Source organism: Acinetobacter psychrotolerans (assembly GCF_048552595.1).
In the GTDB taxonomy this organism is placed as follows: Bacteria; Pseudomonadota; Gammaproteobacteria; order Pseudomonadales; family Moraxellaceae; genus Acinetobacter.
Genome location: NZ_JBIMDK010000014.1, coordinates 13,950 through 27,787, shown reverse-complemented (window position 1 = coordinate 27,787; position 13,838 = coordinate 13,950). Strand labels below are relative to the sequence as shown.

Genomic DNA, 13,838 nt, shown 5'->3' with positions numbered 1-13,838 from the left:
ATTGAATCTGTAAAGCATTAAGTTAGAGAATGCTTAGTGCTCGTTTGGTCATTCTTACGAGTATTCCACTTTCGAATCACGCTCCAACGCCAATAAATACGGGTAATAATAAATAATAATGATGCAAAAACCAAAGCTTCTATAAGTAAGCCAGTCGCTAGAATTTTGGCTAAACTAAAATCGATATGCCCATGCCCAAAGTTTTGAATCCAATGAATAATCTGATGAAATACACCTAAAAGCATATCTTGATTAATCATATGTACATGGTAGATTTTTGAACCAATCCAAAATGCAAAAATTAAAATGGGTATCACCGTGAAAGGATTCATCACCCAAGCTAAAATTAAACCAATCGGCAAATTGGCTTCAAATAAAATAATCGTCAGAATAATCAAAAGGGTATGAAAGGGGATCGGTAAAATACCCCAAAAAGTACCAATAAACATGGCTTTAGAAATGGATTTTCGATTGACATACCAAAGCATTGGACTTAAGGCTTTATTGCCAAAAATCTTCATAAGTTTCAAACTATTGACTTTTTCTGGAGAAGGAAGCCAAGACTGAAAAAAACGCTTTGCCATAAATTTAGAAAATATCAGTAAGATCACTATTGTGCCTGAATAACAAAAGAAGGGACAGTTTTTCTCATGTTGCTCAGATTGTGAGCTTGTCTAGAGGTAATAAATAAGTTTGAATAATAAGCAATAAAACTGAAAATTTACTTAAAAATAAAAAATTATTGATCGGTTTTTTTGTTTAAAAATTCAGTAATGTTGGTTGGGTTATTAGCATTTTTATATTTAAAAAAGATGAAAAATAAACAAAATATTTTAAATTTCACTCTAATATAGGTGATAAAAACAGCGCTCAGTTATAAGATGACTTTACGGTTTTTAATTGTAATTATTTGTTAATGTTTTGATTTTATTTATTAAAGTGTTGATTTGAGCCATGTGTTAATAATTTTTCTTACAAATAATTTTTTGCCAATTGAATATATCTGATTTAATCTGCGTTCAATCCATTGATGAGGTCATTTGATGATTTCATGGTTTTTTATTGGCTTAGTGGTGACAATTTTATTGACACCTGGGCCAACCAATACGCTTTTAGCATCTTCTGGAATTCAAGTTGGAATTCGTAAATCGCTCAGTCTCATTCCTGCTGAAGCGTTAGGGTACTTTATCGCCATTAGTATCTGGGGATTAATTATTGGTTCTGTTTCAAAACAGTTTCCATTCATTCCAACAATTTTAAAATTATTTAGTGCAGGTTATATATTATTTTTAGCACTTAAATTGTGGCGTACAGCCAATCGTGATGAAAATTTTAATCAGCCCACGATTAGAGCGCGTGAACTATTTACAGCAACATTATTAAATCCGAAAGCGTTGTTATTTGCTTCTGCAATTTTTCCAACTTATGTATGGCAAAATGCATCGGCATATACATCACATATGCTCGTATTTTTATTACTCATTGTTCCAATTGCATTTTTTTGGACATTTATTGGTTCGGTATTGTCGAGTAATAAAGTCAGTTGGTTGAACCAATGCAATATGCAGCGTACAGCTTCTCTGGTTCTAGTTAGTTTTTCTGTGCCATTAAGCTATTCTGCACTTTTAAATTTGTAATCTATTTTAGTTAAAAAACAATTTTTTAAGTTTACGATCAAGTGAACTTAACCTATCTGCTCTTCGTTTAAACATTCCTTTCAAAAGCATTTTCAGTTAAAGTACAGCGCAGTATTGAAAATAGATTTTGGGATAGAAAAATGGCAATTAAGTCTGATCGTTGGATTCGCGAAATGAGCGAAAAACACGGCATGATTGAACCGTATGCAGAAAACCAAGTCCGTTATGATGCAGATGGTGAAAAACTCATTTCATATGGCGTGTCGAGCTATGGTTATGATGTTCGTTGTGCACGTGAATTTAAAGTATTTACCAATGTTCATTCTGTGATTGTCGATCCTAAAAATTTCGATGACAAAAGCTTTATCGATATCGAATCTGATGTATGTATTATTCCTCCAAACTCGTTTGCTTTAGCACGCACGGTTGAATATTTCCGCATTCCACGTAATGTTTTGACTGTGTGTTTAGGTAAATCGACTTATGCACGTTGCGGAATTATTGTGAATGTCACACCGCTTGAACCAGAGTGGGAAGGTCACGTTACTCTAGAGTTTTCGAATACGACCAACCTACCTGCACGTATTTATGCAGGTGAAGGCGTTGCGCAAATGCTATTTTTTGAGTCTGATGAAGTGTGTGAAACATCTTATAAAGATCGTGGTGGTAAATACCAAGGTCAAACGGGTGTGACGTTACCTAAGGCTTAATATTAAAAAACAAAATTCGTATTTTGAAGCAAGTGTTAATCACTTGCTTTTTTATGTCTAAAACTCAGGAAAAGAATAAATGTGATGTAATTATCTTTAATTGTTTTAAAAGTTAATTTTATAGAATTATAGTTAAGTTTTGTTAATTAGTTAATTTAGATTTATTTAATTTGTTGTTTTTTATCTGAAATTATTGGCTTTATTGATTTATTTTGATTATTTTGTGACTAGGGTATTTGAATGTTTATGCTAAAAAAATGTGATAACTTTCGCATTGTTTTGCTCTTTTCTTGTTTTAAGAATTGAAATAAAAGTTTTAGCCAAAGGAATAAAAATAAGGGTTAAGCCTTACTAAGGACGGAAGCATATGATGTTCCAGTTAAAATCTTTAAATATTGCATTATTAACATTCTGTGGTTTGAGTGTAGGTGGAGCATATGCTGCGACATTGCAACAAATGACGGATGATCAGATGTCTGAAACAACAGGTCAGGCAATGTTTTCATTAAATTATATTGCCCCAGGTGATGCAGGAAATTACTACACTAAAACAAATGGTAATGTGGGTTTTTATAAGTTGGGTCTAGAAGCCGAAGTGAGTTTAAATGCAAACATTAAAAACTTGCAGCTCGGTTGCGGTGGCACAAATGGAGCTAACGGGTGTGATATTGAGATTAGCAATTTCTCTTTAGGTTGTGTTGCTGATGCTAGTGGTAATTGTTTATCGCTGCTTCCAGATGTAAAAGGCTCAGCGACCAATAATCCTGCAGCTCATACAACAAGTGGTAGTACCATTACAGATATAAGTCAGGCAAATCAAATAAAAGATTTTGTATTATCTAATCCATTTTTTCAGTTTGGAATTAAAAACCCTGAAAGTGCGTCAACACGTGAAGTATTAGGTGTGCGTATAGGTGCAGAAAATGCCAAAGGCCCGATGAGTTTTAATGACATCATGTCTTTTTCAGGTTATTTGTCTGGTACAGCCAATATTACAATGTTAAAAAAGAATAATTTAGCATTTACGACGAATTCTGATTATAAAAATTATTCAGATACTTATGGAAATTTAGGTTTAAATGATTGGGAGATTTTAGGCTTTCCTAAAGTTATGGCATCAAATGTTCGTGCGGATATAACAAAAGATGTGACACGAACTTGGGCTGTTTCAAATTCTGGGAATCGATTTAATTATGCGCAGATTATTGGTGCAAATTTAGATAGCGTTGTAAATGAGGTGGTTGATTCTGTAGCAAATATTGAAACTACTACATGGGTTCCAGATTTTTTGACAAATGCTCTTTTTCCTGTGTTGAAAAGTGGTGTTAAAGATCAAGTTAAGGCACAATTGGCTTCTGGGCTAGGTATAACAACATCTCAATTATCAAATTTTAACTTGAATTATAATCTTTCGAATGTGGGATCATTAGATATAGACTCTCCTTCGTTTGGTATTACTGTGCAGAGTCAAAATCTGTATTATCCTGGGTATGTAGCTTATGACACTGCAGGAAAAGCAACTACAACGCCAGTAGCAATGACTAAAGGTTGGGGAATGTATTTACCTGCTGCATTTACATTAAATATTAGTCAACCTTTGGATGTGTTTACTTCCTCTATTCTAGGGGGGTCAGCAAAAGCTGGTAATATTGTTGGTCTACCTGCACCTTATCGTAATTGTTATGGTAATTTAACATTCTGCTAGACTAATTTTTTATATAAGCGACTTCGGTCGCTTTTTATTGTACTAAATATTTATTAAAATTATAGCTTTAAAATAATTTAGGAAATATATGCCTAAAGATTCAGTCGTTATATTTTTAACTCCATAATAAGAAATTGATAAAATTCAACCGAAATAATTATTTAAATAGAATTAAACAATTCGTTTGCATTCTGTCGGTAAAATATCCATTTTAATAAAAACAATGATAACTTAGTCACATAATATTGCTCTTCTGAAAATAAAAATACATTACTAATGTTAGCTTTTTGAATTTTATGAAGAAATTCTAAATTCAAAAGGTGGTCATTTAAAACAGTAGAGTTTCACTTTTGGACATGGTCTAAGGATAAGGAGATGTTCATGTTTAGTTTAAAAACATTTTGTATGTCACTTTTAGTTATAAGTGGCTTTGGCACGTCTGTAGCATACGCAGATACGTCTTTAAAAAGTATGACAGATGATCAGTTGTCTGAAACCACGGGCCAAGCACTTATGAGCTTGACTTATCTCGCACCTACTGATGCTACTAATATTGAGGCAAAACGTGTTGGTGGTGATACATCGATAGGATTCTATAAGTTAGGTTTTGAAGCAACTGTTGAATTGAATGCGAATATTAAAAAACTCCAATTAGGTTGTGGTGGTACAAATGGGAGTGGTGCTTGTGACTTAGATTTAGATAGTGTTTCATTTGGTTGTATAACAGGAGCCTCGGGATCTTGTATTACCACCGCAACGACAGATCCGAAGCAGCCAAAAGGTTTGGATAGTAATAATTCAATCAGTAATCAACAGAATATGAAGGATTTTGTTTTAAGTAATCCATATTTTCAATTTGCTATAAAAAACCCAAATAGTGCTTCTACACGTGCAGTTGTAGGTGTTCGTATTGGCGCTGAAAAAGCAGAAGGCCCCCTATCTATTGGTAATCTAAATTCATTTAGTGGGTATTTTACTGGGAAGGCAAACTTAACGATGCTAGGGGAAACGAATGTATCTCCTGTTGGCCCAACAACATGGAATAGTAGTGCAATTACAACACCAAGCGCATTTCTTGGCTTGGCAGATGCTTCAATCCTAAATATCCTTCTAGCATCGGTAAGATATAGTGAGATTACTGCAAATTATTCAACTGTTAGTCGTGTAGATTTACCAGTTTCAGTTATTGGGAATAGAGTAACGCAAGCAAAAATACAAGGGTTGGATTTAAGTGGAGTTGTTGATGAAATCATGAATGGTACGGCGAATACTTCAGGTTTGGAATTAAATAGGTCAAATTCTTGTGTGAGAATCTTGGGTGTTTGTTCAGGTTCAATTGGAGCTGATATCGGTAATGCCTTATTACCTGTCTTAAAAAGTGGTGTTTCTGACTATATTAAACAACAGTTGGCAACAGGATTGGGCACTTCTGTAGCAGGTTTAAAGACTTACCAAATGCCATATAATCTAAGTAACGTCCATCAAGTAGATGTAAATTCAAATACGTTCGGTATTGCTTTATCTGCACAAAATTTACAATATCCAGATTATGTAGCGCCTGTGACTAAAGGTTGGAGTATGTATCTTCAGGATGCTTTTGCCTTGAATATTAAAGATAAAGTTAGCGCTCTTGTGAGTAATATTGCTTCAAGTTCTGCTGCTAGGGATGGAAATATTACATTATTAGAGAAACCTTATCGTAACTGTTATGGTAATTTAACATTTTGCTAAACTAACTCTTTATAAGCGACTTCGGTCGCTTTTTGTTTTAGTAAAACTCATTCATCGGAAAATGATATATTTTAACCAAAAAACTTTGTAATAATGAAGAATATTGCATACTATAAAGTGTGATACAGATAACATAAACGTATATACAAGGATTAAAGTTCTAATACGTGAGTTGGATCTAGGAATAAATAAAATAAAATATGGTGCGGAGCATCGTATAACACAGGAAGGTCACAGATGACTACACTCAATTATACGGGAAAATTCAATAAAACCGTTTTAGCGAGTTTACTTGGTTTATGTCTAAGCCAATCTTGCTTTGCACTTGAAGCTTTATCTGACAAGAGTTTGAGTGATACTACAGGTGAAGGTATTGCATTACTGCCTAAAAATGCCTACATGGTTTTTCAAGGTGCAGGTCCAAATCAGACAGAAACGAATATTATCGATGTAAATAAAAGAAACCTAGATACAGGTTATATCTATTATGTTCCTGTTGGGCCGTTGTCATCTTTGTCGCAAGATACAAACAAGGATGGATCAGTCACTGCTACGGATCATTCTGTAGGTAAGGCAGATCTTTATTTGTATGGCTTGGCAATATCTAAAAATTTTAGTAACGATTCAAACAGTCGTTTAGATCCAGGGATAAATGCGACAACTGGTATCGCCAATGCTGCAATTAAGAGCTGGGGAACTGCTGTTAATCCTTGGATTTTAAATGTTAAAACGGATACTGGTGTGCCAGATTTTGGTGCAGGTTCAGGTTCTGTTACATCGTTAAATCTCGAAGCTCCACTTTATGAAAACATATATTCATTTGCACCTGACAAGAAAACAGTAACCACAAATTCTTTTGCTAAAGATGTTGGTGGTGAAGATGCATATAATCTGAAATTGGCTTTATGGGCGGATGCATTTGTACGAGACCAAAGCAAAAAAGATGGTGATGCGAACCAATTTAATTTAGGGGAGTTATTTAGTACAACAGCGACAGGGCGAGCTAATAGACTTAGATTACAAGCTGTAATGAATGGTTTTAGTATTAATGGTAGTAAAATACAATTATTTCAAACACTTGGTGGGTCAACCAATACGGGTGGTATGAGTGTTTTTTATAATAATACACTGGGTCTAGCTGGTGTAATTCGATTGAATAGTGGTGATGGTTCTAAGCTCTTGGGAAGTGCTGCAAGTGGTAAGTGGTTGGTGCCGGCAGGGTTAAATAACCATGTTTTTAGATTAAGTACCCAAGAGTGTGGTGTGGGAAATCTGAATGGATGCACAGCTCCAGCAGCTCAAGGTATTTTATCTAGTCCAGCATTGGATAAGTCTGTAGCTCCAACATTTGACGCCAAAGAAGGTGTATTTATTTATAACTTAAATACTAACTTGGTGTTGGGTTCTTTATATCAACCTTTAATTGTCGGTTCTGATGGGACGAACTTTAATTTAGAGCTTGCACGAATTCCAAACAAACCTGCGATTTATGAAAAAATTTATACTGCTTATGAGGGAGCAGGGTCGGGTGTAAATGGGGTTCTAACTGCAGATGATATTAGTCGATATAAAGGTTCAACGTGCAATGTATATAACTGTGGCACGGGCGGTACCAGTAATACAGGTGGTCTTATAGATGGCTATCAAGGGAATAATGCAACACATAGTAGTATCAGTATTGGTTCGGTTTATAGCCAAGATGGTGGGAAAACATTACTTGCCGATAAAACAATTGGTGCTGTAGGCGTTTCATTTGGTCGTTTAGATAATAGTGCAACGGCATCTAACCCAGCAAATAATCTGGGATCTGCTGTCATTGATGGAATGTTGATTCAGCACATGAAAATTACAACGAAAGGCTTATAGGGTAAGGAGAATTACGATGAAGAAAAATATACTTCTTATTTTAATGAGTTTAATTGCTCTAAGTACGAACGCAATGGAAGCATTGAATGATCAAGATTTACAGCAAATTGAAGGGCAAGCTGGTGCTGATTTATCATTAAAACTTATCTTAAATCAGAATATTTTGACAAACGCAGAACTACAAAGTGATGTAACACCTGTCTTTAGTTGTGCTGGTGATGCAATTAATAAATGTCGCTTGGCAGTTTCACCCAATAAACGCTTTATGAATGGTACAACGCCAAGTGATACCTCTGGGAATAGGTTATGGCTTGTATTTAAAGGTATTCAAGGCACATTGAATATTCAGAAGATGGCTTTAGATGGCACAGATTTGGTGTATGGAAATACGATTAAACCCGCGATTCAATTAGGATTTGTGTCTAGTATGCCTTTACAAATTCGTAATTTTGGTTTTGATTCGTTATCGATTGAAAAGGATGGTTTTGTTTCTACACAAACGAGTGCAAACGTTTTATCTGAGCCAACAGGTCAAACAGCATATGGTTATCTAAATACAGGTGTTTATGCGACGGTTGCACAAAAAACAGGTACTGTTGCCTCGGGTGCTACGACAGGGAATGTGTATGATGTTGGTCGGGAAAAGGGTTTTATGGGCATGCGGATGAACGGTAATCTTGCTTTGCAAGGGCAGATAATGATGTTTAGTTGTGATAAATCAAGCAACAGTCGCTGCTAATGTATAAATCGAATCTGAGGGATTAGGGATGAAAACAAAACAACAACAGCATAAAAAAAAGCTCATTTTAAATACTTTAGCGTTGAGCATATTGTGTGTTCATGTCCCCGCTTATGCATTACAAGTACTTGATGATAGTGATCTAAGAAATGTGAATGGGCAAGATGGTATTCATATTGAAACCACATTAAAAGAAGCTAATATCAAAACTTTATATTGGACAGATCAGGTAGGCCGTGCGGAATCGAATGCAACAGATCAATCATTAACTGCTATAGCTGAAACTGTTAAGCTACAAAAAAGTGATGTTTCGACTACACCATTAAAAGCCGATTTAAAGCTGAATATAGGCACTGTAAGTGCGAAAACAAATTTAAATTTAGATTTGTCTTTATCTCCGATGCTCTTGAGTGTGGATTCATTTCGAGTGTGTGATAGTGCTTCCAGTGGAACACGTTGTAGTGCAAAAATTGGTAGTTTGGCAGTGCAAACAACATCGGATACAGTTATAGGGCTAAAAACAACCAATGGTCTTTTTAGTCAGTCAGATCAAGCAGAGCTTAATTTAGGTCTGCAAAATGCAAATATTTATTTGGGACAAACGAGTGTCTCTGGTGATTTGAATCAATTAATTTTAAAGAACTTTAACTTTAACTTTAAAGGGAAAGGTTTTATTTTTGTTGATCCAGCGGAAGGGTTTAAATTACAAACTAACTCAGGAGCTACATTAGGGTATGTGGATTTAACTCGCGTAGTTGATTCAGCTTCATCACGTCTGACAAATACTGGAACTTATGGCGGCACCTCGACGACAAATTCAGGTTTAAACATAGAAATTATGTTAAATAAAGGGGTTAATAAAGGGACACCGTATGCTTTAGATGCAACGAATACGCCAAATGGAGCTAAGGGTTTAATCCGTGTGGGTGCAACAGGACGAATGGTCAATGGTTCACTACAGTTCCGTGGTGTGCAAAATGCGGGTAGTCTAATTGGCTCTGCTATTAATTCGAGCGGTGTAGATCAAAATAAAGATATTGTTGGTGGCTCTGGTTTAGCATTTAAAATGAAAACAGAATTTACCAAAGATGGCGATCCATTGCTTTCGGATGGTGGAACAGCGACTACTCTTGAAATTGGAGGAGCAGGTTTAAATACTTATGGTTTTGAGTTTGGAAACTTAACAGGTTTGAAAAAAGAAGATCGTGCTTCTTTTGATACTGGAAATGTTTATATTAATTTAACGGATTCGAAGCAAGTTACGCTACCTGTGAACACTACTTTCCAAAATTCAGTGTTTGGTAATGGACAGATGTTAACAACAGATGCAGATTATAAACAAGATATTTATACAGCATCACTTCCTGTAAATGAATTGGATAATAATCGTCTATATAGTTTAGTGACATCAATACGAGGTGGTGAATTCCAAGCCATTGCAAGGAGAGGTCGTTTTACGACCAGTGCAAATGTCGCGACTGCTAATCTATTTGCAGATAATGGCTTAAACAACCAATGGGGTTTAGCATTACCCTTTTATAATTTAAATGCTAATTTAGCGATGTACGGTACAAATGCAGATGCAGCAACATCGTATTACTACACATCAGCTGGAGCTAAAAGTAGTGTTGCAAATTCAGGTACGACTCCTCGACTTGGTTTTTCATTGGGACTCAGTACACAAGGACGAAATAGTGATGGAAGTAAGACTACGTCAATAATGGTCATTGATGGAAGTAAAGACTATTATATGGGTTTAAGAAATGTCGATCTGCTATTAAAGGGTAATGGTAGCATTGGTGTGGAAAATGGAAGTCTCAATTTAAGTTTAAAAAATATGTTGGTGGTGATGGCTGCAGAAGTTGCTGCTGGTTATCTACCTGGGACGACTTATGCATCGTGTTTAACGGGTGCTGTTGTTTGTACCACTAAAAGTCCCTTGGATAATTTCACAAAAAATGATGATGTATTATTTGGTTTAAAACTCCGCTTTGGTGGTGATATGGATCTGTCATTAATACCAGATAGTGAAATTAAAGCAGATGGAACAGGTAGTCGTTTAAGTGTGGTCGGTGACTTAAAACTTAAAGGCACAAATAATACTATTCAAATCTCTGATCCTAATAATGGTTCGGTATTGGGTTTGGATAATCTTACTGGTGATGTACGATTTAATAATGCAATTGTGATTAATAAGAATGCAACCACTGGTACGGGACAGGTTGGATTCAATGCAAGTTTACAATTTAACCCAGGTAATACTCCAGAAGGTGTTTTTAGGGCAAGAGATTTGAATTTTTATCCACCGACACAGACCGGTGTAAACTCAGGTGCGCGACTCGGTGAAATTGCACTCACTGGTGGTAAGTTAACGAGTGAGTTTAATATTATTCCTCGTAATTAATCTATTATGAATAAGTTACTGGTCGGTTTTTACTATTCTAAGCAGCGACTATTTATTAAACTGCAATGTAGTAGGCAATATATAAATTCCTAAGGATTAGGATAATGAAAAAAAATAAAATACGAGCAGGCTATTTATTCTTGCTCATGTTCAGTCCAGTTGCTATAGCAATGCAGCCAATGGATGACCAAAGTCTTGCACAAACAACTGGGCAAGATGGTATTAATATTGGTGTAAATGTAAGTAAGGCACAAATAAACACACTCGCTGTGATTGATCGTGATGGTTTGGGTAGTACGATAAACGATTCCAATAAGGCTTCATTGGTTGTTTCTGGAACAAATACGACTGCTGCTGACCAGAATTTCAGTATTTCTTTTCTTGGCGCAAATAATACGTCATCGACCTTAAATATGGTTATAGATACAGATGGTGGAAGTGGAAAGCCATTTGCAAATATTGGATTAACATTTGGCAGTAATATTACTGGAATTAAAATCTCTCCTTTTGCACTGTACGTTGCAAGTGCTAGTTCGACTTCAAGCCCTTCAGCAATGAATTCTATTTTTACAGGTGCTTCACAAAAAGCAAATGTAGTGAAGCTTATGGAAATGAAAAATGGTTTGGATATTAATTTTGCTGCTTCAAAACCAAAAGTTAATTTGCAATTAGGGAATATGCCACAAAGTCGTTTAATTATTCTGTCAGGTGCAATTCAATCTATTTGTGGAACAGGAGGTGGTTGTCCAATTAATTTTGTTTCAGATAATGGAAATGTTGGTGCAAGTTTTAATTTTCAATTGGTTGCAAATGATAAAACCAATGGATTTGCTTTAGATGGCTTTTATGCTGGTGTTGAGCCGACAGGTTTAGTTTTCGGAAACACAGGTGAATCCAGTAAGTTTGATTTGGGTATAAATCAATTGATGATGGGAACAAGTAGTGTTGTAGGGGCAAATTTTAATGGGCTTCAGAATGGTTCTATGGGTAACATTGGAGCCATAGGTACTTCTGTTACAGATTTGAAAATGAAAATTAGTGGTTTGTAGTGACGGAAAATTCGAGTAAGAAGACAATTGAAAAATAGAACCCGCATTAAGCGGGTTCTATTTGGAAAGTTCAGAATATTAAATAAAGAGTTATTTAGTCAATTTAGTAAGCAGTTCTTCTTTATTTAGGTTTACGGATTCTTCATCACGACGACCTTTATATTCAAAAGTGCCTGCATCTAAGCCTTTTTCACCAATGACAATGCGGTGTGGAATACCTGTTAACTCTAAATCAGAGAATTTAACGCCTGGACGCTCGTTACGATCATCAAGAATTACATCGTAGCCTGCAGCTTGAAGTTCTGCATAAAGGTTTTCAGCAGCTTCTACAGTACGCGGAGATTTGTGTGCATTCATTGGAATAATTGCAACTTCAAAAGGAGCAATGGCTGTTGGCCAAATAATGCCTTTATCATCAAAATTCTGCTCAATTGAAGATGCAACAACACGAGTTACGCCAATGCCATAACAACCCATTGTCACAACTAAAGGTTTGCCGTCTTCACCTAAAACTTTACAACCTAAAGCTTCTGAGTATTTTTGACCCAATTGGAAAATATGACCAACTTCGATGCCACGCTTGATTTGAATTGTGCCTTGACCATCTGGAGATGGGTCACCCTCAACAACATTACGTAGATCATAGATTTCGGTAAATTGAGCATCACGAATCCAGTTTACACCAGTTGCATGTTTATCTAATTCATTTGCACCAGCAATGAAGTCGGACAAGACAGATGCAGCACGGTCAATCACGACAGTTAAGCCTTTTTCAACTAAACCTTGTGGGCCGCAAAAACCAGCAGTTAAATCAAGTGCTTGTAATTGATCATCTGTCGCAAAAACGAGAGGTACAGCAATAAGAGGATGTTTTTCTGCTTTAATCTCATTCAGTTCGTGATCGCCACGAAGGAATAAAGCCACAACTGGAACATGACCTTTTTCATCTGCAACACCCTGGACTAAAAGTGCTTTTACAGATTGAGCAGGGTTAGTGTTTAAGAATGCTGAAACATCGGCAATTGTTTTTTGGTCTGGTGTATCAACAATTTGAAGTGCTTGAGACGGTACAGCGCGTTCGCCTACAAGTACTGCCTCAGCCATTTCCACATTAGCAGCATAATCAGAGTCTGTAGAAAAAGCGATATCATCTTCACCGCTAGAAGCTAACACATGAAATTCATGTGAGCCTGAACCACCAATTGAACCTGTATCGGCTTGAACAGGGCGGAAGTTCAAACCTAAACGGGTGAAAATTCGGCAATAAGTGTCATACATGACATCATATGTTTCTTGTAGCGATGCTTGATTGACATGGAAGGAGTAGGCATCTTTCATGATAAATTCACGTGAACGCATCACACCAAAGCGTGGGCGAATTTCATCACGGAATTTAGTTTGAATTTGATAAAAATTGATTGGTAGTTGTTTATAACTTTTTAGCTCATTACGTGCTAAATCAGTAATCACTTCTTCATGGGTAGGCCCAAGGACAAAATCATTATTGTGACGGTCTTTAAAGCGTAAAAGTTCTGAACCATATTGTATATAACGACCAGACTCTTCCCAAAGTGAAGCAGGTTGGGTCACAGGCATGAATACTTCAAGTGAGCCTGCACGATTCATTTCTTCACGTACAATCGCTTCCACTTTATTTAGCACACGTACACCCATCGGCAACCAAGTGTATAAACCTGAAGCCAATTTACGAATCATCCCTGCACGTAACATGAGCTGATGTGAAATAACCTCAGCATCGTTTGGGGTTTCTCTTAACGTAGCAAATAAAAAGCGACTCGCGCGCATGGAAACTGTCCTAAAATTATTAGATTTAAAGGCACGATTATACGTTAAAAAGCGCACAGGAACATTTATAAAGTTGCTTAGATTTAAAATATCAATCTTCAAGTTAACTGAACGGTAGCTTGGGTTATAAAAATAGATTGATGAAATGAGTTAGTATTTCAATAATTATTTTCTTGAATTAATAGCAAGAC

Annotated in this window: 10 protein-coding genes; 8 read left to right on the top strand and 2 right to left on the bottom strand. The window is 36.0% G+C overall.

Annotated elements, in window-relative coordinates; genetic code table 11:
- Positions 1-17 precede the first annotated feature (17 nt).
- Positions 18-584, bottom strand: a complete 567-nt coding sequence (locus ACG94X_RS12285) for a DUF2062 domain-containing protein (protein ID WP_419384010.1) — start codon at positions 582-584, stop codon at positions 18-20.
- A 459-nt stretch (positions 585-1,043) separates the two neighbouring features.
- Here ACG94X_RS12285 and ACG94X_RS12280 point away from each other — a divergent pair, with 459 nt between their 5' ends.
- The 8 genes from ACG94X_RS12280 to ACG94X_RS12245 all read left to right on the top strand — a co-directional run bounded on the left by ACG94X_RS12280 (position 1,044) and on the right by ACG94X_RS12245 (position 11,841).
- Positions 1,044-1,637, top strand: a complete 594-nt coding sequence (locus tag ACG94X_RS12280; RefSeq protein ID WP_419384009.1) for a LysE family translocator — start codon at positions 1,044-1,046, stop codon at positions 1,635-1,637.
- Positions 1,638-1,777: 140 nt separating this feature from the next.
- Entirely contained in the window at positions 1,778-2,347 is a 570-nt protein-coding gene (dcd, locus tag ACG94X_RS12275) for a dCTP deaminase (RefSeq protein ID WP_419384008.1), read from the top strand.
- Positions 2,348-2,714: 367 nt separating this feature from the next.
- Positions 2,715-4,052 (top strand): hypothetical protein, encoded by a 1,338-nt coding sequence (locus tag ACG94X_RS12270; protein WP_419384007.1) that lies wholly within the window; start codon positions 2,715-2,717, stop codon positions 4,050-4,052.
- A 381-nt stretch (positions 4,053-4,433) separates the two neighbouring features.
- Complete coding sequence (locus ACG94X_RS12265; protein WP_419384006.1) at positions 4,434-5,783, top strand: hypothetical protein; 1,350 nt, start codon at positions 4,434-4,436, stop codon at positions 5,781-5,783.
- Between the two features lie 237 nt (positions 5,784-6,020).
- On the top strand, positions 6,021-7,649 hold the full coding sequence (locus ACG94X_RS12260; RefSeq protein ID WP_419384005.1) for a hypothetical protein: 1,629 nt from the start codon (positions 6,021-6,023) through the stop codon (positions 7,647-7,649).
- Positions 7,650-7,665: 16 nt separating this feature from the next.
- Positions 7,666-8,388 carry a hypothetical protein gene (locus tag ACG94X_RS12255; protein ID WP_419384004.1) on the top strand — a complete coding sequence of 241 codons (723 nt, stop codon included), beginning with the start codon at positions 7,666-7,668 and terminating at the stop codon, positions 8,386-8,388.
- Positions 8,389-8,416: 28 nt separating this feature from the next.
- Positions 8,417-10,792, top strand: coding sequence for a DUF6160 family protein (locus tag ACG94X_RS12250; protein ID WP_419384003.1), 2,376 nt, complete (start codon positions 8,417-8,419; stop codon positions 10,790-10,792).
- A 104-nt stretch (positions 10,793-10,896) separates the two neighbouring features.
- Entirely contained in the window at positions 10,897-11,841 is a 945-nt protein-coding gene (locus ACG94X_RS12245) for a DUF6160 family protein (RefSeq protein ID WP_419384002.1), read from the top strand.
- Between the two features lie 90 nt (positions 11,842-11,931).
- On the opposite strand, the gene ACG94X_RS12240 is transcribed toward ACG94X_RS12245, so the two are convergent.
- The gene (locus tag ACG94X_RS12240; protein ID WP_419384001.1) at positions 11,932-13,647 is read right to left on the bottom strand and encodes a proline--tRNA ligase; all 1,716 of its coding nucleotides are present in this window, start codon (positions 13,645-13,647) and stop codon (positions 11,932-11,934) included.
- Between the last annotated feature and the right edge of the window lie 191 nt (positions 13,648-13,838).